This is a genomic window from Meridianimarinicoccus roseus (genome assembly GCF_003172915.1).
Classification (GTDB): domain Bacteria; phylum Pseudomonadota; class Alphaproteobacteria; order Rhodobacterales; family Rhodobacteraceae; genus Meridianimarinicoccus; species Meridianimarinicoccus roseus.
The window spans coordinates 29,216-52,987 of record NZ_QGKU01000051.1 but is presented as its reverse complement, the minus strand read 5'-3'; the positions used below and the strand labels follow the sequence as shown (position 1 = coordinate 52,987).

The following is a 23,772-nucleotide window of genomic DNA, read 5'->3' as shown; positions in this document are numbered from 1 at the left end:
GCCGTCAAACGCTGTGATAGTGCGGATCCCAGACCGCCGAGAGCGACCGGTCGCCGACCCGCGAAAGTCGCGCCAGCGTGGCGTCCAGCCCGGCGCCGTCGCCCCGGCGCGCGCAGATCGCCACGCTGCGCGCGACGCGCTCCAGCTTGGGCAGGCCGATCCGGGCGCAGAGCGATTCCATGCCGACCGCAAGATCAATGATTCGTGCCGAGTCGCGCGCGGCGTAGGCGCGACCGATTCGGGCAAGCGACAAGGCAAGATCCTCCATCGCGTCGCAGATCAGGCGGTCCGCCTCCCGGTCGCCCACATCACGGTAGAGCCGGGTCAGGCGCCCTGCATCCACCCCGACTTGTTCTTCGAATTCCAGCATCCGCGCCATCTTCACCCCTTACCGTACCTGAGGCCACCCACGGGGCCGACCATAGAAACGGCAGGTTGAACAATTCCTTGCCCCTGCGGCGATTACTATCTCGAATTTCAATCGGATTGCGCGTAACGATCAGGACCATGACGACGCTTGCGCCCCCTTCCTTCGTGACCCGCCCGCTGCCAAATTACTTGATCCAGCGTTACCGGGGCTGGAAAGCCGTGGATTACTCCGAAAACCAGGTCTGGTACCGACGCCTTGCCACGGAAGGGCAGCGCCCGCGCTGCATGGTGATCAGTTGCTGCGACAGCCGGGTGCACGTCACCCAGCTTTTCGGGGCCGAACCGGGCGAATTCTTCATGCACCGGAACATCGCCAATCTCGTGCCGCCCTATGCGCCCGACACCGACCACCACGGCACGTCGGCGGCGGTGGAATACGCGGTGAACATGCTGAAGGTCACGAACCTTATCGTTATGGGCCATTCCATGTGCGGCGGCGTCGAAGGCTGCCGGACCATGTGCAGCGGACACGCGCCGGAACTCGAACGCCCCGAAAGCTTCGTCGGGCGCTGGCTCGATATCCTGCGGCCCGGCTTCGACCGGATCAAGGGGATCGAAGACCCGCAGGCCCAGCAGACCGCGCTGGAAAAGCAGTCTGTGCTGGTGTCCCTGGAGAACCTTTATACCTTCCCGTTCGTCCGGGACGCGGTCGAGAACGGATCGCTCGGCTTGCACGGCATGTGGGTGGACATCTCGTCGGGGGAATTGCAAATGCTGGACGGGGCCACGCTGGGTTTTACCACTGTCTGACCCAGCTCAACGGAGCAGTCGGTCCAGCGGCAGACGCATCCCGATCAACACCGCGTTCGACCCGGTGCGCGCATCGAACGTTTCCCACGCGTGCGAGCGATGGTGCAGGCGCAGGTAGGGTTTCACAAGGCTCTCGTCATTGCCGAATTCCAGTTCGAAGAACCAGTGGGCCAACAGCTCCGTGCTTTCGCCGGTGCGGGCGATTTCGGTCTTTGAAGGTTCGGTGCCGTAGGACAGACCCAGTCCGTAGGCGAACGACGGCAGAAACACGCTGGACGGGCGCGGCGTACGAAGGAATAGCGGCGCGGTAAGCTCCACATGGGTCTGCTCGCCGAAATGCTTTAGAACCTGCGCCTCGGCCCCGAAGAACCCGAAGCGGCCGAGTCGCCATTCGCGGGAGGCACCGACGCCGACCTGCGTCGCATCGCGCCAGCGCACCGCGCCCCAGTTGTCGAACAGCTCGCCCCACTCGTTGTCGGTCATCTGCCCGGCGAAGGCGCTGGCGTAGTTTCGCGCCTCGGCATCGGCCGGAGGGGCAAGAACGGCCGCGCAAAGCGCAAGCGCGGCCGCGAAGGCATCAGCCCTTCTTGAGCACCCTGTTGCCCAGCGTTTCGGCGATCTGAACCGCATTCAGCGCAGCCCCCTTGCGCAGGTTGTCACTCACGCACCACAGGTTGATCCCGTTGTCGATCGTGCTGTCCTGCCGGATCCTGCTGACGAAAGTAGCGTAATCGCCCACGCATTCAATCGGCGTCGTGTAACCACCCGGTTCACGCTTGTCGACGACCATGATCCCCGGTGCTTCGCGCAGGATATCGCGCGCCTCTTCTTCGTCCAGATGATCCTCGAACTCGATGTTGATCGCCTCGGAATGTCCGACGAACACGGGCACGCGCACGCAGGTCGCGGTGACCTTGATCGACGGGTCCATGATCTTCTTGGTCTCGGCGACCATCTTCCATTCTTCCTTGGTCGATCCATCCTCAAGGAACACGTCGATCTGCGGAATCACGTTGAAGGCGATCTGCTTCTGGAACTTGGACGGCGGCACATCGTCGACCGGGTTGTAGATGCTCTTGGTCTGGTCCCACAACTCGTCCATGCCGTCCTTGCCGGCGCCGGAAACGGACTGGTAGGTCGAGACCACCACCCGCTTGATCCGTGCGCGGTCATGAAGCGGCTTCAATGCGACGACCATCTGTGCCGTCGAACAGTTCGGGTTGGCAATGATGTTCTTCGCGGAATAGCCGATGATCGCATCGGCGTTCACCTCGGGCACGATCAGCGGAACCTGCGGGTCGTAGCGATAGAGCGACGAGTTGTCGATGACCACGCAGCCCGCCTTCGCGGCCCGAGGCGCGTAGATCTTCGTCGCGTCCGACCCGACGGCGAACAGCGCGATGTCCCAGCCGGTGAAGTCGAACTGCTCCAGATCCCCGGTAGTCAGGGTCTTGTCGCCAAAGCTCACTTCCGTTCCCAGCGACTTGCGCGAGGCAAGCGCCGCGATCTTGTCCACCGGGAACCCGCGTTCCGAGAGGATATTGAGCATTTCGCGGCCCACATTGCCCGTGGCACCGACGACGACGACGTTATAGCCCATTGGCCGGGTCTCCTTTGTCTGCGACGCACGCCCCATACCCGACCTGACCGGACCGCGAAAGGGGGTGCGGCGTCAGCGCCCGTCAGGTGGACGGCGGATAGGGCAATTTCGGCAACACGAGGTCCGGCACCACGCGGACCGCCCCATCGGGCCCGGTTTCGATGCGCGGATAATAGACCCGGTCGAGATAGGTCATGAACGCGTCGCGCAGCGCCGGGTCGAACCCTTCCTCGCCGATCCGCGCGAAAATCGTCGCAAGGTGGTCGGTGCTGTCGGCGGGCGTGACCAGCCCGTCAATGCGGAAAAAGGCAAGCCCCAGCACGATGACCGGCTTGTCGAAGAAGAACGCCTGAAGCCCGACCGAAGAATTCAAGGTCACGACAGCCCGTGCCGCGGCAACCTGAGCGAAGGTGTCGGTCGCGTTGTCGATCACCACCCGGTCGCCGTGGCGCGCGGCGATACGCGTCAGCGCGCCTGTCAGCGGGATCTTCGAAGACGGATGTTCCTTCAGGCGCAGGTGCCAGCCGTCCGGTAGGGACGCGGCAGCAGTGTCCAGCGCATCAAGGAACCCCTGCAGTGTGCCCGGCCACCCGGCGAACTGGGTGATCTGCGTGTCGTCAGGCACTTGCAGCGGGCAGAACACGAAGGGCCGACCCGCAAGGTCCGCTTGCGCCGCGCCCTGCGTGACGTCCCCCCGCTTGGGTGCGCGGGCGACAAGCTGCGGCGCCATTGCGCGCCAGCCCGAACTGGCCCGATCCGGCGCACCTGCTGCCCAGTCACGGTAGAAATCGGCCTCGCGCGGAAGGCTGCCGGACTGGTTGACGCCGACGGAATCGACGGTGATCCGGCCCGGAAGCGGTGCGCGTTCAAGGTAAAGGCAGGGGCGCCCGGCATCGCGGGCGGCCGCCATGAACGCGGCGCGGGTCCCGGTGATACCATTCCAGGCCACCGCCACGCTGCGCGCGTCCGACTCGAACCTGTGGCGGAACGCGTTGTACTGCACCGCATAGAGCCGTCGCTTCAGCGCTCGGTGCAGCCCGCTCCTTGGCTGCCTGCGTGCGGTGGCAAGGCAGGCCGCCGCGCGGTCAGTGGTTTCCGGGTAGCCCGCCAGCCTCAGCGACGTGGCAGACATGTGACTGACCGGCCCGCCCAGCGATGCCACGCCGTCGAGCAGCGCATCGGGGTCGGCGCGGCCGTAGCGCAGCACGATGTAATGGCCCGGCCCCGCGCTCATCTCAGCGGAACAACAGGATCGGCACCTGGCAAGAACGGACAAGCTCCGCCGTGGTGGATCCAATGATCAGACTGCGGAACCGGGTGTGGTTGAACGCGCCCATGACGACAAGATCGGTGTCCCCGGCCGTCACGCGCCGCGACAGCACGTCCTCGGGCTGGCCCGGCTGGATCTCGATCTCCACATCGTAGCCGCCGCCACGCAATTGCGCCGCCGCTCCTTCCAGCCTGCGCCGCGTTTCGGGCGTGTCGGCGGCAACCGTCAGCACGGTCAGCGCCAGCCCGGCGAGAAGCGGGCTGCGGGCGATGTGATCGACCGCCTTCATCGCGCTTGCACCGCCATCGAAGGCGATGGTCACCCGGCGGATCGGACGGAAGCTGCGTGCACAGACCAGCACAGGGCGCTTGGTGGACCGCGCGACCCGCTCAAGGTTGGACCCGAGATGCAGCTTGGCGAAATCCGCTGCCTCGCCGCGCTTGCCGATCAGCACCAGTTCCGCATCGGTTTCAAGATCCTGAAGCGTGTCGACCAGATCGCCGTTGCGCAGTCGGGTTTCCACGTGATCCACGCCTTGCGCCTCGATACGCGCCTTCGCGTCCTCCAGGATCGCACGGCCGCGTTTCTGCGCAAGGCGCGCCTGCGCCTTATCCAGCTCGGCCAGTTCCTCCAGCAGCGCGGTGCGCGCGCCCAAACCTATGTTCCCGCTCAGGTCCGTCTTCACGCCCTGCCGATGGCCCAGGATATGCGCGACCGTCACCCCGGCGCCCAGCCGCCCCGCGGCCCAGGCCGCATGGTCGCAGACGCTTTGCGAATAGGTGGACCCGTCCACCAGCGCGATCAGTTCGGTCATGGCGCCCTCTCAGTGGTCCATCAGTTTGTCGAGCCCACCGGGCTTGTCATGCAGCGCCAGCTTGTCGACAAGGGTCTCGCTCGCCTCGTTCATGCCAACGATCTCCACATCGGCCCCCTCCCGGCGGAACTTCAGCACGGCCATGTCCAGCGCCGCAACGGACGAGATGTCCCAGATATGCGCGCGACTGACATCGATCACGACCCGTTCCAGCGCCTCGCCGAAATCGAAGGCATTGGAGAAGTCCTGCGCGGAGGCGAAGAAAAGCTGTCCCTCGAACACATAAGTGCGGGCGCGCCCGTCGTCGGACAGGGTCGACGTGACCCTGAAGATCTGTGCGATCTTGCCCGCGAAGAAGATGCCGGACAGCAGCACGCCGGTCAGCACCCCGATGGCGAGATTGTGGCTCACGACCGTTGTGGCGACCGTGGCCAGCATCACGACGGACGAACTGGTCGGGTGCTCCCGCAGCGCCTTGACCGACGACCACGAGAACGTGCCGATGGACACCATGATCATGATTGCCACGAGGGCAGGCATGGGGATGATCGCCACGAAATCGCCCAGCCCAACGATCAGGATCAGCAGGAACACCCCGGCGGCAAAGCACGACAGACGCCCCCGCCCGCCCGATTTCACGTTGATCATCGACTGGCCGATCATTGCGCACCCGGCCATGCCGCCGATGAAGCCGGTGGCGGTGTTGGCGATGCCCTGGCCGACACACTCGCGGTTCTTGTCGCTGGGCGTGTCTGTCAGATCGTCGACCAACTGGGCCGTCATCAGGCTTTCCAGCAGGCCGACCACGGCGATCGCGGCCGAGACCGGCAGGATGATGCGCAGCGTTTCCAGCGTCAGCGGGATTTCGGGGATCAGGAAGACCGGCAGCGTGTCGGGCAGCGCGCCCATGTCGCCGACGGTGCGCACGTCCATGTCGAAGGCGACGGCCAGCGCGGTCAGAACGACGATGGTGATCAGCGGCGACGGCACCGCCGTAGTCAAGCGCGGCACGCCGTAGATGATCGCCAGCCCACCAGCCACCATGGCATAGGTTTGCCAGCCCACATTGGTCAGTTCGGGCAACTGCGCCATGAAGATCAGGATGGCGAGCGCGTTCACGAAGCCGGTCATGACCGAGCGCGAGACAAAACGCATCACGTTGCCCAACTTCAGGATCCCCGCGCCGATTTGCAGCAGCCCTGCAAGCACCGTTGCGGCCAGCAGATATTCGAGCCCGTGATCCCGCACGAGCGTGACCATGAGCACTGCCGTGGCGGCTGTCGCGGCCGAGATCATGCCGGGCCGTCCGCCGGTGATCGCCGTCAGCACCGCGATGGAGAACGACGCATAAAGCCCGACCTTCGGGTCCACGCCGGCGATGATGGAAAACGCGATGGCCTCAGGGATCAGGGCCAGTGCAACCACAAGCCCCGCCAGAAGATCGCCCTTCACATTGCCGAACCATTCAGCCTGGAGTCCGGTCAGTCTTGCAGTCGCCACGCATCACCCGATCACTGTTCGTCGCCTGTTTAGAAGGGATCACGCCGAATTGCCACCCGGCGTCGGGCGCGAAACGCCGGGTGCGCGAGGACGCGCGCGCCGCAGCGCGTGCAGGCCCGGGGTTGCGAGCCGAAAGAGCCGTGATCGGGGTTCCAGACACTGCGGAGCAGGGACGTGGCCATGCCATTGTTGTCCACCCGCCACGCCCATCCACCGCATCCCTTAAAGACGATCCAGTGGGTCGGCTTGCTGGCGAATGACGTACGGATGCGGGACTTCCTGCACCGACTGCTCACCGCCGACAGGCCCTATCTCTGGCTTGAGGGCACCTATCTGGGGATGCGCCCGGGCGGCAGGATTACCGCGGTCGCCGTAGTGGTGACAGCGGCTGTCAACACCGAGGGTCGTCAGGATCTCAGGCCCTTCATCGGCCCCGCCGAGGCCTAGACGTTCCGGGGCGGAGTCCTGCGCGGCCTGATGCTCGCCGGATCTTCATTTGGGATCATCCATGATTGTCGACGGGTCCGAGAAGCGCAGGTGAACCTCGCGATCCGCTGGTTCGCTCGCTTCGGCCTGTATGACCGGCTGCCGGACCGCTCCTCGCTGACGCGCATCCGCTGACAACAGGGCGCCGAATGGTTCCGCAGCATCTTCCAACGAACTGTCCGGGCCCGCATCTGCGTCGGCATCGCGAGGGACGAGATCGTGCACGTCTTAGCCTCGTCGGTCCGGGTCGGCGTTTCATGGGACAGCACGTTGGTGCGTCATGTCAATGCGTTCACCGCCGTGAAAGATTATGCCGACGCCGACGAGGCGGCGAAGCGGAAAACCCGCAACTCGAAGACACGCTATAAATTCAAGAACGCCTGCCCGACCGACCCGAACGCCAGCATGGGGACGAACGGTCCGAACCGTCACCCAGAGCCAGGCTACAAGCAGCACTACGTCGTCGAAGATCAGGCCGGGGTCGTCCTGGACGTTTTTTTCACGACAGGCGAGGTGAACGAGGGCGAGCCGTTTCTCGCCCGCCTCGATGCAGTCCCGGACCCTTATCGGCGCCGATATCCGCAGCGTCGCGGTTGATGCCGGATACGCCTAAGCCAAGATCCACCCGGGCTTGAGAACCGCAGCATGGAAGTCGTGTTCCCCGTAAGAGCTGAGCCGATCTGTCACCCCGTGCCGACGCGACGGCTCCGGTACCACGCTAACAATCAGGCGCTGAAGTGCCCGAGCGGCAAGAAGCTTAAAGCTGGACACGCCGTGAAGCATGGCCGCTTCTTCACGACGAGGGCCGTGACTTCCATGACAGTGACCTCGCTTTCATCTGTCTCTTTGGGGGACCCGTGAACAAGGCCGTCGTGTTTGGGAAGCATTATCATGTGCTGCCGCCTGACGGCGGCGCCGAGCGCCGCTCGGACGAAGACCGCCGCCCCAGCGAACGGCATCGCTTGCGCTTCAGGGGCCATCATGCTTCAGGAACGATCATGGAGAGGCGAAAACCTGGCATGACCTCACCCCGTCGTGCAGCGCCGCCTGCAGAACATGCGCATCCAGGCTGTCCTGAAGGCAGCTAAGGTGCACCTGAAACGGCTTGCCATGGTGCTGCTCGCGCGACTGATACCCGTATTCCTGCTCTTCCAGAGCGCGTTTGGGCCCTTCGAGTCCGTCCAAGCCGCATCGGGCGGGCAAGCGCCTGACCGCTTCTCGGGCCACCGGTGAGACCTTCTTCCCATCGCCCAAGGGTCTAAACGACCCCCGCTTGCGTTGGATTATGGATACGCTCGCTCACGTGCCGAAGGTTCAGTACGTGGTTGTGAGGCCTCAATCCCCCAAGCCTTCACCCAGCCAGATCAGAAGGGAGCCAAGGGTCTCCTGCGTCACGTGACTGACAGGCTCTGCCCACGTAGACCTGAAGCTCGCCACTCTCATCGGTGAAAGTGAGGCCGACATGCTCGCCTGCCTTGATCCTGACCTGAAATGGCGTTGTCCGTCCGGGGACGGGGCGCCGAATGCCGCCGCCGTCGAAGTCGACGCCGGATCAAGCCGAGTAGAGCGCCGAGAGAACGGACGCACTTCCGATGCTGCCCGCCGCGCCCGACAGCAGGCCGAGCACCGGCGTCGACGCCAGGTTTGCACTTCCTCCGTCCAGTTCAGTGAGAAGCAAAAAACGATCGCGCAGCCCTTCGAGCATCTCGGGAGCCGCGAAATCCGCCACCTCGGGAGCTCCGAAGATTGCGTCGGCGCGCGTGCGGAAAACACGCAGCTGCTGGTCGATATCAAGTGCGGCGAAGCTTTCCGGCAGGCCGAACGCCGTTTCGAAGACATTCCGCAACGGCGGGCTGCCCATTACGCCGAACCAATGGGCGTCGGCCGAAGTCGCGCCTTTGAGCACCCGGTCCAGTTCCCGTTCCAGTCCCAGCGCAAGCCGCAACTCGGGTTGCGTGTCGCCGACCGCAACCTCGAAGGTCTGGTCGCTGTAGGCCGAGAGTATCTCGTCGGGGAAGCCCGAAAGAACGGTGCGCGGGACGCCGGCACCGCCGAACCCGAACGCCTTGGAAAACGCACCGTAGCGCGGATCGCTCAGCCGGTTTGCAAGGCTTGTCTGGTCGAACACACCTTCCTCAAGAACTTTGCGGACAAAGAACTTGTTCGGAAGATCCTCCTGCAGCCCGAACGCGCCCAACGCGACCTTGAGCAGCGTGTAGTCCTTGACCAGATCCTCGGCCGATCCGACCTTCGCGATGTTTGCGCGAAAATAGTCCATGTCGCGCTTCACGACGGGGGATGCCTGCATCGCGGCCTTCTGCGTCTCCATCGTCCGGGTCAGGAAACTCCATCCCGCGGTCCCGCCGAACGGCATTGTGGGTTGAAAAGCCATCACGCGGATCCGGCGGCTAGCAGCCGGTCTTCCCGCGGCATAAGTGCCCGCAACGACTTCAGCGCGGGATAGAACTGGGATCCCGCCACCGCGGTCGTCGCATCGGCAAGCAACAGACGGCTGTCGCGATCGGTGAAAACCTGGCTCAGTTGCTCGATCCCGACCAGCAACTGGCGCCGTGCCTCGTCGGGGTCGGCGTCGCCGGAGAGGACCAGTTGAGCGAGGTAGCACACGCGCCGCACGGGTGATGTCACCTCGTCGGGGTGGATCGCATCCCTGAGGCGCAGGATGTGTGCGTTTGGCGACACAATATTCAGGCGACTGCGGCGATCGCCGTTCTCTATGACCGCGCCGTTGATGAGGATTCTCTCGCCCGGACCGAGCTTGAGCACAAGGCCGGTCATGCCGGGCCAGCTGACGTGCGCAGCCCTCCCATCACAGCTGTGTTGATCTCCACAAGGATATCGGCCGAAGCCTCTTTGCGAAGCACCTTGCGGCTCTGCTGCACCGTGAATTCCGCAAGATAGAACAGGCGCGCCCGCGTATCGGGCGCGAGGCCGTTGGACGGGTCGGCGACGTCCGCGGCCAGCACGGTCCAAAGTCGCCGGTTCTCGTGCACAGCGCGAGCAAGGTCTGCGGTCGCACCACCCGAGGCCCTTGCTGCCTGGCTGAGACTGCGGGTCACCCGTGCGAAGGCTTCGTATTCCGTGCTGCGTGGGCTTCTGACGGCCTGGTTTGCGGGATCGTAGGCCGTTCGGGCCCGCTCGATGACACTCACTGCTTATCCTTCCTTGGTCCTGCTCTTGCCGTTTCACGGCCCAGTGGTGGCGCGTCCAGCGGCGCCTTTCAGGGCGCCGCCGGCCTTGTTTCCGCTTACCGGAACAACGACAGCACGCTCTGTGGTGCCTGGTTCGCGATGGAAAGGGCCTGGATGCCCAGCTGCTGCTGGACCTGCAGCGCCTGCAGACGCGCGGAAGCTTCTTCCATGTTCGCGTCCACCATGGACCCGATGCCGGTCTTGAGAGTGTCGGTCAGTTTCGACACGAAGCTCGACTGGATTTCGATCTGCTTGGCGTCCGAGCCGAAGGCCGCTGCCGCATCGATCGCCGTCTGGGTCAGCGTCTCGATCGACGCCAGTGCAGCCTGAGCGTTCGCCAGCGAACTCACATCGAGGCTGGCCAGCGCACCAAGGCCGCCCGAACCGGCGTTGGTAAACTGCCCGCCGATCTGAACGGACTCGGTTCCGGCATTTGTGATGACAAGCGTCCCAGCGACCGCGCTGTTGTAGTCGACGGTGACGTTCTCGCCGCTGGCCTCGATCGCACTCTTGAGCCCGACCGCGATGATGTCGGCGGTGGTCGTCGCGGCCACATCCTCGGCCGTGACCGTGTAGCTGACTTCGCTTTCGCCGATGCGCATCGTGATCTTGTCGCCCGCCGCATAGGTCGGATCAGCGATCACGACCGTGCCGCTGTCCGCAGTACCGCCGGTCCCGTCGAGCGAGAAACCGAAGGCGTCGGCATCATCCGCCGCGACGCCCGTGGTGCCGGTAAATGCAGCCTTAGCCGTGTAGCCGCCAGTGGACAGGTCCTGACCGGACACCGAAATATAGGATGCAGTCACGTTCCCGGAGGAGTCGCGGTCCAGCGAGGACAGAACGTCGGTGTTCGCGGTAGCGCCGTCGACAAGGTTCAGACCGTTGAACTGAGCGGCGCTGACAACCGATGCGATCTGCTCCTTCAGCGCTGTCACATCGCTGTTAAGCTTCGTCCGGTCAACGTTGTCGCCAGTCGCCGCCGTGACCTTCTCCTTCACCTGGATCAGCAGATCTGTGATCGTCTCCGCAGCCTGCTGCGCCACTGCGACGGTCGACTCGCCAAGGGACAGGCTGTCCGAGATCGACTTGAACCCGCTCACGTCGGACTCCATCACCTTGGAAATCGCCCAGACCGCGGAATTGTCCTTGGCGTTGGCGACCGACTTTCCGGTCGCGATCTCGCTCTGCGTCTTCTCGAGGCCCGAGTTGATGCCCTTGAGCGTTTGAAGCGCGACCATAGCGCTGGAGTTCGTCAGAATGCTGGACATGTCTTTTCTATCCTGTGCTCAGGTGCTTTTGCACCGTTGTGAATGAACCGCGCAGCGGCGCGGCATGCTTGCCGTTCTGACATCTGCGGTGGCCCAACTGGCCCGCGCCATCCTTCCGAATGCCTCTTCGTGCTAGCAGGCAAGTTCCTAAGGGAGCGCTAATGGACATGCCTGATTACATTGCATTTTAGCCAAAACAAGCTTCCCGGTCAGAGTCGGCGCAAGACCCGCTGGCCGCCCGCCACAGGCACCCGGCTGCCGGTCCGATCGTAGTGCCCCGCGCCGGAGCCGAGCCGTTCCACTTCTCCCAGACGGCGGATCGCAGCCCGCAGCCCCGCCGCAGCCGCAGCCGCAAGTCGCTGGTTCGCCCGTGCCCGCGCAAGCAGATCTGCGAGTGCCGCAGCCTCCCCGGGACGGGCGGCGAGGTTTTCCAGAAGAGCCGCCTTGCGCTGGCCAAGCTCCGCGATCTCTTCGAACCGGCCGCCGATCAGGCAGGCCCGTTCGCGTGTCAGCAGATCTGACAGATCCTGCGCGGCACCGTCCGCCCATGACATCATGGCCGCGCCTTCAGGGCGTGATAGATCGATTCGGCAAGGCCGATGCCACCCGCGCGCACCATGCCGGCCGCCTGCTGTTCCCGCAGGAACGATCCGAACTGCTCCTCGCCGATCCCGCCCGAGAACTCGGTTTCGGTCGCGCCCAGCCCCGCATGGCGTAGCATTTCGGACAGGAACTGAGATTCGAGCTTGCGCGCCACAGCGTGAAGCCGCGCATCAGGGTCGGGTGGCGTGGGCCTGTGGGCTGACAGCGGCATGGGTGTGACAGGCTGCATGAAACGTCTCCTTGGTCTGGGGTGTCGCGGGCAGCATCGCGGACCGGCGGTAAACATTCGGTAAGGCTGTTGCGCGATTGTGGCGGCACAGAATCCCGGAGAGCCGCCGATGACGCCCGACCAGATCATGCCCGCACCCCGGCCGAGCAAAGGCCCCGCCACCGCGCTGTCCGGCGCCGGCCCGGCCGCCGTAAAAGCGAACGCGCCGGAAACGGGGTCCGAGCCACCAACGCAAGACGCTGATTTCGGTCTGGCATTTCTCGCGACCGCACCATCGACCGAGGCTGTGCTGCCGCGCGCCGCGCTGCCCGGCACACCACAGCCCGACGCGGGCACGCGGGGCACCGGTTCGGCGCAGATCGTTGTGCCAACAGCAGCGTTTGTGCCGGACGACACGGCAGCGCCGCCCGTTACGTCGGCTGCACCGGCCCTGGCGGCGCCATCGCCCACGGCAGCGCCCGGTTCCGCCCCGCCGAAGGACGTGCCATCCGAAATGCAGACCACGCGCGCCGACCGCGCCCCCAATACTGCCGATACAGCAAGAACCGCCCAGACTGGTGCCGAGCAGACGCGCCATGCCACCCCCGACCCCGCGCTGCAGGCGCTGACGGCCGGGGGAGGCGTCCCGGCGCAGGACGCACCGCGGCGCCCCACCGAAGCGCAAACGCTCCGCCGCGGCGACACGGCCACTGCGGAATCGAAGGCCGCCGCACCCGCGATCTGTGGCACGGTGAATCCCGCCCCCGCGCCACAGATCCAGCCGCCCGCGCAGACGCCAAGCGGCGAGATGGCGCTGGAGGACATGGTTCCCGACGATGCGGAGCTGCGACCAGCCGACCCGCTCAGGGCGGATCAGGCCCGCGCAGACCCGGCCCGCCACGACGCCGCAAAGACAGACATGCCCAGATCGGTCGGCCCGCAACTGGTTGAAGCGGTACGGCAGGGCCGTGACGGGACCGTGGACGTGGCGCTCAATCCCGAAGAGCTTGGCCGCGTGCGGCTGAGCCTGTCGGGCACGGACGGCCAGATTCACGTCGCGATCCAAGCGGAGCGACCCGAGACGCAAGATCTTCTGCGTCGGCACATCGCCCAGCTTCAGCAGGATTTCCGCGACCTCGGCTATGCCGAGGTGACATTTGATTTCGGCCAGTCGGCGCGGGACCGCGGCACCCGCGACCCGGACCGCACGCCTCCCGGCGCCGCCGACACACAAGCACATCCCGCGCCCGGTCCCAATGCCGTCGCGCCCGCGGCATCCGCCCGCGGGACGGCCACCGCATCCGCCAGCCTCGATCTGCGCCTCTGAAAAGGAAACGCATATGGAAATCACCGCACAGACCCCGACCACCGCTGCGCCGGACGCGAGCACCACGACGGCACAGTCCAGCAGTGCCCTGACCTCGGATTTCGACACATTCCTGAAGATGCTGACGGTGCAGATGCAGAACCAGGACCCGCTCAACCCGATCGATTCGGCAGACTACGCGGTGCAGCTCGCGACCTTCTCGGGCGTCGAACAGCAGGTCCAGACCAACGATCTACTACGCTCGCTCGGCGCGGGCGGCAGCCTTGGCGGGCTGGCGCAGCACGCGGATTGGGTCGGGATGCAAGCCCGCACCGAAGGTCCGGTCACCTTCGCCGGGCAGCCGGTGCAGGTGGACTACGAACTGCCGGTCGACGCCGTGTCGGCCGAACTGGTCGTATCGGACACCGGCGGGCAGGAGCTTTATCGCCAGCCGGTCACCGGACCGGGGCCACTGGCATGGGATGGCCTATCGCCGACCGGAGGCCAGCTTCTGGCCGGTCCCTATGCGCTGGCCGTCGAAACCCGCAATGCGAGCGGGCGCACCGAAACCGGACCGGTCAGCACCTACGCCCGCGTGACCGAGGTGCAGTCCGGCAGCGACGGGCCGATGATCGTGCTCGACAACGGCACTACGGTCAGCGCCGACAGCATCACCGCCTTGCGCGACGGCTGAGACGCGCGGCGGCCGCACATCCCGCTCCCCTGCCGCACCGGCCCATCCGCCGCGGGGCTTGCCCCTGACGCGCGCGCCCCGTAACTGCGAGGCACGGAAGCCGACCCCGGGGGCCACTTCATGGACAGCGAAACTCCCCGGCGGGGGCCCTCACCGCTGCCACCACGCCTGCGGTTTCGGGTCGCCGCCGCGACCGGATCGCAGCCACGCGCGCGCTGGCAGACGCTGGAGGGCGGGCGCAGCGCGCGCAGCTACCTCCTGACGGACCGAACAGGGGCGTTGGTGGTCAAACTTGCCCGCCAGCAGACAGGCGCGCGGCTGTTCCCGATCCGGCCCGACGTCGAACACGCGGTCATGTTGCGCCTCGCGCCCTATCGCATCAGCGCGGCGCCGCTGGTCTTCTTCCGCCATGGGCCCGAGGCCTGCCTCATCTACCGCCACCTCACAGGCCGCGCCTGCCCGGCGCCCGACGCAGCGCTGGCACGCCTGCTGGCCCGCCTCCATGCCTTGCCCGTGCCGCATCCCGGTCGCCTTCCGCGCGATGCCGGCCCCGTGCCGGCGTTGATCGACAGGGCTTGTCGGCACCTCGCCGCGACCTCCGGAACGGACCACCTGGTCGGGGCCATAAGGGCAGCCGCCATGTTGCCGCCCCCCAGAGCAAGGGCGCTCCTGCATGGCGATCCAGTGCCGGGCAACGTGATCCGAACCGCGACGGGCCCGGCGCTGATCGACTGGCAATGCGCACGGCTGGGTGAGCCTTGCCGCGACCTCGCGCTGGCGCTGTCTCCCGCGATGCAAGTGATCCACGGCCTGCCGCCCCTGTCGCGCGAAGACCGGGAGAGCTTTCTGCACGCCTATGGCGATCCGGCGGCATCCGCGCGGCTGGCGCACCGCGCCGCCGCCTTCCACGCCGAGATGATCGGCCACTGCCTGTGGCGACTGGAGCGCGGCGACACCGCCTACGCCCCGGCCCTGCGCGCGGAATGCGCCGCGCTGCGGGCCCTGACCGGATCAGAGAACGAACAGCTCCAGTACCCCGGCAATCCCGAAGGCGACCACGGCCCCAGCCCCGGCCCAAAGCCCGCGCGCCTTCCATGACGGGCGCGGCGGCGGCGGCGCGGGCCGCCCCTGCTGCTTGAGCGCCTGTTCCACCAGCCCGGGCAGCCGCGGACCAAACCGCGACAGCACCCGCGCGGTGCGCAGAAGATCCCGCGCCGCCGCCCGGGGGCCGACATTCTTGGTGACGTAATCCTCGACCACCGGGCGGGCCGCATCCCATATGTTGATATGCGGGTTCAACGACCGCGCCACGCCCTCGACCACGACCATCGTCCGCTGCAGCAGGATCAGCTCCGTCCTGGTCTCCATGCCGAAGCGTTCTGTCACCTCGAACAGATAGCTCAGCAGCCGCGCCATCGAGATCCGGCTGGCATCCATGCCGAAGATCGGCTCGCCCACCGCGCGCAGCGCGCGCGCGAATTCATCGATGTCGCGGTCGGCGGGCACGTAGCCCGCCTCGAAATGCACCTCGGCCACGCGGCGGTAATCCTTGCGGATGAAGCCGTAGATGATCTCGGCATAGACTCGGCGGGTGTATTCGTCGATCCGCCCCATGATCCCGAAATCCAGCGCGATCAGGTCGCCATTCGCGGCGATCTTCAGGTTGCCCTGATGCATGTCGGCATGGAAAAACCCGTCGCGCAGCGCCTGCTTCAGGAACAGCTGCAGCACGCGGGTGCCCAGTTCGGCCCGGTCATGGCCGGCGGCATCCAGCGCCACGAGGTCGTTGGCCGACAGCCCGTCGATCCAGTCCAGCGTCATCACCCGTCGACCCGACAGGAACCAGTGCACCGACGGCACGCCGAACTGCGGGTCCTTCGCCGTGGTGGCCGCGAATTCCGCGGCCGACGCGGATTCAAGCCGCAGGTCCAGCTCGCCCATCACCACGCCCTCGAAATGCCGGATCACGTCGAGCGGCCTCAAGCGCCGGGCCGATGGTGCCAGCATGTCGATGACCGACGCTGTCAGGTAGAACGCGTCGATGTCCTTGCGGAAGGCCTTCTCGATGCCGGGGCGCAGCACCTTTACCGCCACCTTCTCGTTGGTGGTGGCGATGCGCGCGGCATGGACCTGTGCGATCGACGCCGCCGCCACGGGTTCTGAGAATTCCGAGAACACGCTGTCCACGTCGATGCCCAACTCGCGCGCGACCTCGGCCTTGGCCTCGGCTACCGGGAAGGGCGGCAACTTGTCCTGCAGCACGCTGAGCTGGCGCGCCAGCTCGTTCCCGACGACGTCGGGGCGGGTCGACAGGATCTGCCCGAACTTAATGTAGGCCGGCCCCAGCGCGGTCAGCGCCCGTGTCACCGGCGGGACCGCCGGGTCGCCCTTGAGGCCCAAGGGGCTGAACGGCCAGCCTAGGATGCGCGCCACGAGACGCAGATGCGGCGGCGCGTTGAAGGCGTCCAGCACGGCCCCCATCGCCCCGGTCCGCTCCAGGGTCGCGCCGGTCCGCACCAGGCGCCAGATGTTGTGCGGGCCGCGCACCTACAGCTTCCAGCCCGAATGCAGCGCCGCGATCCCGAAGGACAGATTGCGATACTTCACCTGCCCGAAGCCCGCCGTGCGGATCATCGCGGCGAAGCTTTCCTGGTCGGGGAACTTGCGGATCGATTCAACCAGGTACTGATAGCTGTCACGGTCGTTCGCGATCATCTCGCCCATCTTGGGGATCACGTTGAACGAATAGCGGTCATAGGCCCATTGCAGCGCGTCGTTGGGGATCTGGCTGAACTCCAGCACCATCAGCCGCCCGCCTGGCCGCAGCACGCGGTACGCCTCCGACAGCGCGTCCTCGATCCGGGTGACGTTCCGGATCCCGAAGGAAATCGTGTAGACGTCGAAACTGGCGTCCGGAAACGGCAGCGCCATGGCGTCCCCCACCACCCAGTCGATCCGGCCGGCCATCGCCTCGGCCTCGGCGCGGGCGCGCCCGGCCTCCAGCATCGGCGCGGTCAGGTCCAGCACGACGGCCTCTGCGCGCGGGGCGCGGCGCAGGAAACGGAAGGCGATGTCACCGGTACCGCCCGCCACGTCCAGCAGCCGCTGACCCGGGCGCGGCGCCAGCCAGTCCATCATCGCGTCCTTCCACAGCCGGTGAACCCCGACCGACATCACGTCGTTCATGATGTCGTAGCGCGAGGCGACGCTGCTGAAGACCCCCTGCACCAGCCCGGCCTTGTCGGCCTCCGGGATGTCGCGGTTGCCGAAATGGGTGGTGCGCTCGCGGTCCGCGCCGTGGTCGGTGTCATTCATGGTCTTGCCGTTCCGTTGCCTGCCCTTTCTTATAGGGCGCCGCCCCGCCGATACAACGAACCGCCGGGGAATCCCATGCCGCAGGAGCGCCGCGATGCCAGAACTTCCCGAGGTCGAAACCGTCCGCCGCGGGCTCGCTCCGGTGATGGAAGGGGTGCGCATCGAACGGGCCGAGGCGCGCCGCCCCGACCTGCGCTGGCCGCTGCCGCGCGACATGGCCGCACGGCTGACCGGGCAGACCGTGCTGCGCCTGCGTCGGCGGTCGAAATACATCCTCGCCGACCTGTCGGGGGGCGAGTCGCTGCTGATACACCTCGGCATGTCTGGCCGGATGCTCATTTCGCAGGCAGGGCGGCGCAGCGCGCCGGGCGTGTTCGCCCATGCCCACCCGACCCCGCAGAAGCACGATCACGTGGTGCTGGACATGGCGGGCGGGGTGCGGATCACCTTCAATGACCCGCGCCGCTTCGGGGCGATGGACCTGGCGCCAACAGCCGAGATCGAGAGGCACAAACTGCTCGCCGGGCTCGGGCCGGAACCGCTGGGCAACGCCTTCGACGAACCCTATCTCGTTGCGCGGCTGAAGGGGCGCAACACCCCCGTCAAGGCCGCGCTGCTGGACCAGCGCGTCGTGGCCGGGCTGGGAAATATCTATGTCTGCGAAGCGCTTTACCGGGCGGGCATCGCCCCCGCGCGCAAGGCAGGTCGGATCGGCGCGGCGCGCGCGGCCGGGCTGGTCCCGGTGATACGCGCGGTGCTGACAGAAGCGATAGACGCGGGCGGCTCATCGCTGCGCGACTACCGGCAGGCCGATGGCGAGCTGGGTTATTTCCAACACGCCTTCCGCGTGTATGGCCGCGAGGGCGGCGCCTGCACCACGCCCGGATGCACCGGAACGGTGCGACGGATCGTGCAGTCGGGCCGATCCAGCTTCTACTGCCCGCGGTGCCAAAGATAACTTGTGCCGCGCGGCGGCAAACTGTTAAAGCCCGAGACTGCTGCAACAGAAATGGCTGGACCTTATGGCCTACGAGACGCTGATCGTCGAAATTGAAGACCACGTCGCGCTGATCAAGCTCAACCGTCCCGAAGCGATGAACGCGCTGAACTCGGCGCTCATGGCGGAACTCTGCGACGCGCTGACCGGGATCGAAGCTAACGACAAGGCGCGCTGCACGATCATCACAGGGTCGGAAAAGGCCTTCGCTGCGGGGGCGGACATCTCCGAACTGGCCGAGAAAAGCTTCACCGAAGTGTTCTGCAGCGATCATTTCGGCCGCATCACGCGCACCTTCCGCGACCACCGCAAGCCGATCATCGCAGCGGTGTCGGGCTACGCGCTCGGCGGCGGGTGCGAGCTTGCGATGATGTGCGATTTCATCATCGCATCAGAAACCGCCAAGTTCGGGCAGCCGGAGATCAACCTCGGCGTCAACGCCGCGATGGGGGGCACGCAACGGCTGACACGCGCGGTGGGCAAGTCAAAGGCGATGGACATGCACCTGACCGGCCGCTTCATGCTGGCCGACGAGGCAGAGCGCGCAGGACTGGTCAGCCGCGTCGTACCGGCCAAGAAGCTGATGGACGAGGCCCGCGCCGCCGCCGAGAAGATCGCGGACAAGTCGCGCCTGACCACGATGGCGGTGAAGGAAGCCGTGGACCGCAGCTTCGAAACGCCGCTGTCCGAAGGTCTGCTCTATGAACGGCGTATGTTCCAGTCGCTGTTCTCGACCTCCGACCAGGCCGAAGGCATGGCCGCTTTCCTTGAAAAACGCGACCCGCAGTTCCGCGACAAGTGACGTGCCACGCCGCGCGGCGAAAAGTGCGCGGCTCCGGTTGACTTGACAGCGAGTCGACCGTAAAGAGCCGTCTTTATCGGAATTCACCCCAAACTTGGGAAGACACGTCATGGCTAATACGCCCCAATCCAAGAAGCGCGCGCGCCAGAACGATCGCCGCAAGGTCATCAACTCCGCGCGCCGGTCGCGCATCCGGACCTTCCTGCGCAAGGTCGAGGAAGCGATCGCAAGCGGCGACAAGGACGCGGCCGTTGCCGCTCTGCGCACCGCACAGCCCGAACTGATGCGCGGCGTGACAAAGGGTGTGCTTCACAAGAACACCGCGTCGCGCAAGATGTCGCGCCTTTCGGCACGCGTCAAAGCCATCGCCTGAAGCGAAGGCACAGCTTGTATCCGGGTCCGGGCGCGGTTTTCCGCGCCCGTTTTCGTGCGCCATTCCCGGGCTTTGCGTTAACCAACTGTTAACCCTTTAAATATTTGATTTTAATATATTTTTAAACAATTTCAGATTCGGAAGCACCTTATGCTTCTGTCAATGTGTAAGTTCTATTGCAGGAACTCAGCGCCGATTGCTACTGTTCCCATGCGATTCACGTCGTCTTGGGGGACATAGGAAAGTCATCCGGACCACACCGGGCCACGCCTGTCGAACAGAGCGACAGGCCCGGTTAGCGGGTCATGACAGGCTTTCATGGGGCCGGTTTGCCAGAGGGGTTTGGCAGTGTCCGGTGGGTGCTTGGGTGGAACTTTCCGTCCGGAACCGTGTCCGAATTTTGACCCGACTCGAAGTCGCGGCGCCTGCCAGCGTCGCGGCGGTCGAGCGTTGAGGCCGAACAGGTCGGCCCTGGCGTCTGCCATCCCGTGAGCGGGGTGTCTGGTCGTGCCCAAGTGACGTGCCTCGCTGGAACAGGGGCAAGGAAACCGGGAAAGACCGGTCCGAAAAAGAGTGGCATGTCGATGACGCATGAAATCTGGGGCGAAGTGCAGGACGCATTGCTGCACTCCGTCGGAGAAAACAATTACAAGACCTGGATCCGGCCGCTCGAATTCGCCACATGCGAAAATGGCGTGGCACATTTCAAGGTTCCCACGAACTTCATCGGCAACTGGGTCAACCGCAACTATTCCGACCAGATCCTGCGCCACCTGCACTCCGCAGGGGCCACCGTGCGGCGCATCGAATTCGACGTCTGCACCGGCGGCAGCGGCCGCGCCGCGCAGGCATCGGCCTCAGCGCCCGTGGCGGCGCCCGCGACGGCGCATGACCGCGACCCGGCCCGCCCGATGGCACCCCGCGACACCGGCCACGCCGCCGCCGACAGTGACGAGGCGGATCTACTGCCCGGCGCCACGCTGGACGGTCGCTTCACCTTCGACCGCTTCGTCGTCGGTCCGCCGAACGAGCTGGCCCATGCCGCTGCGCGCCGCGTGTCCGAAGGCGGGCCGGTCACCTTCAACCCGCTGTTCCTCTATGGCGGCGTGGGGCTGGGAAAGACCCACCTGATGCACGCCATCGCCCACCAGATGCGCGCGCGCGATCCGTCCCTGCGCATCGTCTACCTGTCCGCCGAACAGTTCATGTACCGCTTCGTGCAGGCGCTGCGCGACCGGGACATGATGACCTTCAAGCAGCTCTTCCGGTCGGTGGACGTGCTGATGGTGGACGACGTGCAGTTCATCGCCGGCAAGGACAGCACGCAAGACGAGTTTTTCCACACCTTCAACGCGCTGGTGGATCAGCAAAAACAGATCATCATCTCGGGCGACCGCGCCCCCGGCGAGATGGAGGGAATGGAGGACCGCATCAAGTCGCGCCTGCAATGCGGGCTCGTCGTGGACCTGCACCCGACCGATTACGAACTGCGCCTCGGCATCCTGCAACAGAAGGTGGATTTCTACGCCGCGCAGTATCCCGGCCTGTCGATCGCGCCCGGCGTGCTCGAATTTCTCGCGCACCGCATCTCGACCAACGTCCGCGTGCTCGAAGGCGCGCTGGTGCGGCTCTTCGCGATGGCCAGCCTCGTGGGCCGCGAGATCACTATGGACATGACCCAGGACTGCCTCGCCGACGTGCTGCGCGTGTCCGAACGCAAGGTCACCGTCGAAGAGATCCAGCGCCGCGTGTCCGACCACTACAACATCCGCCTGTCCGAACTGATCGGACCGACTCGCGTGCGCAACGTCGCCCGGCCCCGGCAGATCGCCATGTATCTCAGCAAGACCCTGACCAGCCGTTCCCTGCCCGAGATCGGGCGCCGCTTCGGGGGCCGCGATCACACCACGATCATGCACGGTGTGAAACGCATAGAGGACCTGCGCGGCCGCGACAGCCAGGTCGCCGAGGACCTGGAAATGCTGCGCCGCCTTCTGGAGGCGTGATCCCCCGCTAAGACAGGGCCGTCGCCGTGAAAATCAGGCGAAAAAGGCCGCCGCAAGGGCTTGTGCGCCGGCAGAAATCCGCTAGCGTCACAGTCCCTTCTGTCTAAAGGATCGGCGGCATGAAACTGAGTATCGAACGCGGCACACTGCTCAAGGCCGTGTCACAGGCCCAGTCGGTTGTGGAGCGGCGCAACACCATCCCGATCCTCGCCAACGTTCTGGTCGAGGCCGAGGGCAACGAAGTCCGCTTCCGCGCCACCGATCTCGACATCGAAGTGGTGGACAACGCGCCCGCGCAGGTCCATCAGGCCGGCTCCACCACCGTCTCGGCCGTCACATTCCACGAAATCGTGCGCAAGCTGCCCGACGGCGCGCTTGTCGAACTGACCGCAGACAGCGCGGCGGGGCTGCTGCATGTCGCCGCCGGACGCGCCAAGTTCAAGCTGGCGACGCTGCCGAAGGAAGACTTTCCCGTCATGGCCAGCGCGGAATACTCCGCCAACTTCACCGCCGCCGCCGGCGTGCTGCGCCGCCTGTTCGACAAGTCGAAATTCGCCATCTCGACCGAGGAAACGCGCTATTACCTCAACGGCGTCTACATGCACGTCGCCGATGCGGGCGCGGGCGATCTGGTGCTGCGCTGCGTGGCGACCGACGGGCACCGGCTGGCGCGCATCGACGCGCCGCTGCCCGCGGGCGCCGAGGGGATGCCCGGCGTGATCGTGCCCCGCAAGACGGTGGGCGAGCTGCGCAAGCTGCTCGACGATGACGAGGCCGACATCGCCGTCTCGGTCTCCGAAACCAAGGTGCGCTTCGCCACGCCGGGACTGACCCTGACCTCCAAGGTGATCGACGGCACCTTCCCCGACTACACGCGCGTCATCCCGACGGCGAACACACGCAAGCTCGAAGTGGACGCCGCCGATTTCGCCCGCGCGGTGGACCGCGTGGCGACCGTCTCCTCCGAACGCTCGCGCGCGGTGAAGATGTCGCTCGACGAAGACCGGCTGATCCTCTCGGTCACCGCGCCCGATGCCGGCGCCGCCGAAGAGGAACTCGCCGTCGCCTATGCCGACGAACCGCTGGAGATCGGCTTCAACGCGAAATACCTGCTGGAGATCGCGGGCCAGGTGGACCGCGAGAACGCCACCTTCCTCTTCAACGCCTCGGGCGACCCGACGCTGATGCGCGAAGGCGACGACGACAGCGCGGTGTATGTGGTCATGCCGATGCGGGTGTGAGGGGTGGTGGAGTTGGTGCGAGCTTGGCCTGCGGGACTTGTGCTTTTCCAACAACCCGAACTGTGAAAAGCTAGAACACGCGCCGGTGATCTACCTCTTTTTAGCAAGCGTCTCAAGCGCTGCAACCATTCTCATTTGTGGGGATTTGTTTGCGCCGAGGCCCTGCAACTCGCTTACATCCAGAGTAAACTCGGCGTCATATTTCCCCCCGGCCAAGTCTTCATATGACAACTTGGCCTTAAATGGAGGCAAGGGCTTGAGTGGCAAGTGATTGCCAGAGGATGCGCCTGCTTCTTGCCCCAGAAGATGCCACCCAAGGGCAAGACTAAACTCTATTGAACTGCCTTGAAGAATAACGGAAAAAGGCTGTCGGGGTTTAAAAATATTTTGCAGAAAATTTCTTTTCTCCCAGTCATCGGCATCCTCGGCTGGACGTTCAACATCAAGTTGAACATTTAATGCTGCGCCCGCCCCAACATTAGACAAATTGAATGTAATCAGCTCACGAGCGTCCGCCCTTTGACCAAAGTGGGCAATAAGCACGGGGTCAGTCCCCGCTTCTCGCGCTCTTCGTTGCTCAAGCAAAGCATTTGCTGCAAAATAGGTTGATCCCATCGCGACGAGTAGGGAAATTATCAAGGGTGCGATTGACAAATATTCTGATGCCTCCTGCACGCCCCAAAAAAACTCATGTGCGACATAGAAGAGGACCACAGCCAAGCTTCCGATAGTCACTCCAAGAGCTAGCTTCCCATCCCCAAGCAATAGGCTCCTTGTTTCGATCTTATCGTGTCGAATAGTATATTTAGGCATTTTCCATCCTGAAAGATTGAAGGTCTAGAAAAGGTCCATAATCCGCTCGAATTGGTCATTGCTCTTCCAACTCTGGATCGCACGCGCC

Annotated in this window: 27 protein-coding genes; 12 read left to right on the top strand and 15 right to left on the bottom strand. The window is 65.2% G+C overall.

What is annotated here, in order from left to right; translation table 11 throughout:
• Positions 1–4: 4 nt before the first annotated feature.
• Positions 5–379: a hypothetical protein gene (locus tag DKT77_RS17175; RefSeq protein WP_109812903.1), complete on the bottom strand. Its 375-nt coding sequence runs from the start codon at positions 377–379 to the stop codon at positions 5–7.
• Between the two features lie 128 nt (positions 380–507).
• On the opposite strand from DKT77_RS17175, the gene DKT77_RS17170 reads away from it, so the two are divergent.
• Positions 508–1,179 (top strand): carbonic anhydrase, encoded by a 672-nt coding sequence (locus DKT77_RS17170; protein ID WP_109812902.1) that lies wholly within the window; start codon positions 508–510, stop codon positions 1,177–1,179.
• 6 nt (positions 1,180–1,185) lie between these two features.
• On the opposite strand, the gene DKT77_RS17165 is transcribed toward DKT77_RS17170, so the two are convergent.
• The 5 genes from DKT77_RS17165 to DKT77_RS17145 all read right to left on the bottom strand — a co-directional run bounded on the left by DKT77_RS17165 (position 1,186) and on the right by DKT77_RS17145 (position 6,348).
• Positions 1,186–1,809, bottom strand: a complete 624-nt coding sequence (locus tag DKT77_RS17165) for a hypothetical protein (protein WP_109812901.1) — start codon at positions 1,807–1,809, stop codon at positions 1,186–1,188.
• Entirely contained in the window at positions 1,757–2,779 is a 1,023-nt protein-coding gene (locus tag DKT77_RS17160; protein WP_109812900.1) for an aspartate-semialdehyde dehydrogenase, read from the bottom strand. Before DKT77_RS17160 ends, DKT77_RS17165 begins: the two co-directional genes overlap by 53 nt.
• 82 nt (positions 2,780–2,861) lie before the next feature.
• Positions 2,862–4,013, bottom strand: coding sequence for a capsular polysaccharide export protein, LipB/KpsS family (locus tag DKT77_RS17155; RefSeq protein ID WP_109812899.1), 1,152 nt, complete (start codon positions 4,011–4,013; stop codon positions 2,862–2,864).
• 1 nt (position 4,014) lies between these two features.
• Positions 4,015–4,863 carry a universal stress protein gene (locus DKT77_RS17150; protein WP_109812898.1) on the bottom strand — a complete coding sequence of 283 codons (849 nt, stop codon included), beginning with the start codon at positions 4,861–4,863 and terminating at the stop codon, positions 4,015–4,017.
• Between the two features lie 9 nt (positions 4,864–4,872).
• Complete coding sequence (locus tag DKT77_RS17145) at positions 4,873–6,348, bottom strand: SulP family inorganic anion transporter (protein WP_109812911.1); 1,476 nt, start codon at positions 6,346–6,348, stop codon at positions 4,873–4,875.
• 195 nt (positions 6,349–6,543) lie between these two features.
• Between DKT77_RS17145 and DKT77_RS17140 the strand changes: the two genes are divergently transcribed.
• The 3 genes from DKT77_RS17140 (at position 6,544) to DKT77_RS17130 (ending at position 7,446) form a co-directional block, all read left to right on the top strand.
• Positions 6,544–6,810, top strand: a complete 267-nt coding sequence (locus DKT77_RS17140) for a transposase (protein ID WP_109812897.1) — start codon at positions 6,544–6,546, stop codon at positions 6,808–6,810.
• Between the two features lie 30 nt (positions 6,811–6,840).
• The gene (locus tag DKT77_RS21570; RefSeq protein ID WP_109812896.1) at positions 6,841–6,984 is read left to right on the top strand and encodes a transposase; all 144 of its coding nucleotides are present in this window, start codon (positions 6,841–6,843) and stop codon (positions 6,982–6,984) included.
• A gap of 135 nt (positions 6,985–7,119) precedes the next feature.
• The gene (locus DKT77_RS17130; protein WP_109812895.1) at positions 7,120–7,446 is read left to right on the top strand and encodes a hypothetical protein; all 327 of its coding nucleotides are present in this window, start codon (positions 7,120–7,122) and stop codon (positions 7,444–7,446) included.
• Positions 7,447–8,401: 955 nt separating this feature from the next.
• Here the strand turns inward: DKT77_RS17130 and DKT77_RS17115 are convergent.
• The 6 genes from DKT77_RS17115 to DKT77_RS17090 all read right to left on the bottom strand — a co-directional run bounded on the left by DKT77_RS17115 (position 8,402) and on the right by DKT77_RS17090 (position 12,158).
• Positions 8,402–9,241 carry a DUF1217 domain-containing protein gene (locus tag DKT77_RS17115; RefSeq protein ID WP_109812892.1) on the bottom strand — a complete coding sequence of 280 codons (840 nt, stop codon included), beginning with the start codon at positions 9,239–9,241 and terminating at the stop codon, positions 8,402–8,404.
• On the bottom strand, positions 9,241–9,645 hold the full coding sequence (gene flbT, locus DKT77_RS17110; protein ID WP_109812891.1) for a flagellar biosynthesis repressor FlbT: 405 nt from the start codon (positions 9,643–9,645) through the stop codon (positions 9,241–9,243). The genes DKT77_RS17115 and flbT overlap by 1 nt, the downstream gene beginning before the upstream one ends.
• Positions 9,642–10,019 (bottom strand): flagellar biosynthesis regulator FlaF, encoded by a 378-nt coding sequence (gene flaF, locus DKT77_RS17105; RefSeq protein WP_109812890.1) that lies wholly within the window; start codon positions 10,017–10,019, stop codon positions 9,642–9,644. Before flaF ends, flbT begins: the two co-directional genes overlap by 4 nt.
• Before the next feature lie 95 nt (positions 10,020–10,114).
• Positions 10,115–11,326: a flagellin gene (locus tag DKT77_RS17100; RefSeq protein WP_109812889.1), complete on the bottom strand. Its 1,212-nt coding sequence runs from the start codon at positions 11,324–11,326 to the stop codon at positions 10,115–10,117.
• A 209-nt stretch (positions 11,327–11,535) separates the two neighbouring features.
• Complete coding sequence (locus DKT77_RS17095) at positions 11,536–11,883, bottom strand: hypothetical protein (RefSeq protein ID WP_109812888.1); 348 nt, start codon at positions 11,881–11,883, stop codon at positions 11,536–11,538.
• Positions 11,880–12,158: a rod-binding protein gene (locus tag DKT77_RS17090; protein ID WP_109812887.1), complete on the bottom strand. Its 279-nt coding sequence runs from the start codon at positions 12,156–12,158 to the stop codon at positions 11,880–11,882. The genes DKT77_RS17095 and DKT77_RS17090 overlap by 4 nt, the downstream gene beginning before the upstream one ends.
• A 109-nt stretch (positions 12,159–12,267) precedes the next feature.
• Between DKT77_RS17090 and DKT77_RS17085 the strand changes: the two genes are divergently transcribed.
• From DKT77_RS17085 to DKT77_RS17075, 3 genes are all read left to right on the top strand, one after another.
• Positions 12,268–13,464 (top strand): flagellar hook-length control protein FliK, encoded by a 1,197-nt coding sequence (locus tag DKT77_RS17085; protein WP_109812886.1) that lies wholly within the window; start codon positions 12,268–12,270, stop codon positions 13,462–13,464.
• A 13-nt stretch (positions 13,465–13,477) separates the two neighbouring features.
• Complete coding sequence (locus tag DKT77_RS17080; protein WP_238547977.1) at positions 13,478–14,137, top strand: flagellar hook capping FlgD N-terminal domain-containing protein; 660 nt, start codon at positions 13,478–13,480, stop codon at positions 14,135–14,137.
• 120 nt (positions 14,138–14,257) lie between these two features.
• Complete coding sequence (locus DKT77_RS17075; RefSeq protein WP_109812884.1) at positions 14,258–15,235, top strand: aminoglycoside phosphotransferase family protein; 978 nt, start codon at positions 14,258–14,260, stop codon at positions 15,233–15,235.
• Here DKT77_RS17075 and ubiB read toward each other — a convergent pair.
• Together ubiB and ubiE are read right to left on the bottom strand one after the other, a co-directional pair.
• Positions 15,149–16,684 carry a 2-polyprenylphenol 6-hydroxylase gene (ubiB, locus tag DKT77_RS17070; RefSeq protein ID WP_109812883.1) on the bottom strand — a complete coding sequence of 512 codons (1,536 nt, stop codon included), beginning with the start codon at positions 16,682–16,684 and terminating at the stop codon, positions 15,149–15,151. The two genes, DKT77_RS17075 and ubiB, sit on opposite strands and share 87 nt — an antisense overlap.
• Positions 16,685–17,452 (bottom strand): bifunctional demethylmenaquinone methyltransferase/2-methoxy-6-polyprenyl-1,4-benzoquinol methylase UbiE, encoded by a 768-nt coding sequence (gene ubiE / locus DKT77_RS17065; RefSeq protein ID WP_109812882.1) that lies wholly within the window; start codon positions 17,450–17,452, stop codon positions 16,685–16,687. It abuts the gene before it with no gap.
• 94 nt (positions 17,453–17,546) lie between these two features.
• On the opposite strand from ubiE, the gene mutM reads away from it, so the two are divergent.
• From mutM to dnaN, 5 genes are all read left to right on the top strand, one after another.
• Positions 17,547–18,410 (top strand): bifunctional DNA-formamidopyrimidine glycosylase/DNA-(apurinic or apyrimidinic site) lyase, encoded by an 864-nt coding sequence (mutM, locus tag DKT77_RS17060; RefSeq protein WP_109812881.1) that lies wholly within the window; start codon positions 17,547–17,549, stop codon positions 18,408–18,410.
• A gap of 64 nt (positions 18,411–18,474) precedes the next feature.
• Entirely contained in the window at positions 18,475–19,251 is a 777-nt protein-coding gene (locus tag DKT77_RS17055) for an enoyl-CoA hydratase-related protein (RefSeq protein ID WP_109812880.1), read from the top strand.
• A gap of 109 nt (positions 19,252–19,360) precedes the next feature.
• The gene (gene rpsT, locus DKT77_RS17050; protein ID WP_109812879.1) at positions 19,361–19,624 is read left to right on the top strand and encodes a 30S ribosomal protein S20; all 264 of its coding nucleotides are present in this window, start codon (positions 19,361–19,363) and stop codon (positions 19,622–19,624) included.
• A gap of 584 nt (positions 19,625–20,208) precedes the next feature.
• Complete coding sequence (gene dnaA, locus DKT77_RS17045) at positions 20,209–21,630, top strand: chromosomal replication initiator protein DnaA (protein ID WP_238547976.1); 1,422 nt, start codon at positions 20,209–20,211, stop codon at positions 21,628–21,630.
• 119 nt (positions 21,631–21,749) lie between these two features.
• The gene (dnaN, locus tag DKT77_RS17040; RefSeq protein ID WP_109812877.1) at positions 21,750–22,871 is read left to right on the top strand and encodes a DNA polymerase III subunit beta; all 1,122 of its coding nucleotides are present in this window, start codon (positions 21,750–21,752) and stop codon (positions 22,869–22,871) included.
• 90 nt (positions 22,872–22,961) lie between these two features.
• Here the strand turns inward: dnaN and DKT77_RS20735 are convergent, their stop codons facing one another.
• Positions 22,962–23,684, bottom strand: coding sequence for a hypothetical protein (locus tag DKT77_RS20735; RefSeq protein WP_146205029.1), 723 nt, complete (start codon positions 23,682–23,684; stop codon positions 22,962–22,964).
• Positions 23,685–23,772 lie beyond the last annotated feature (88 nt).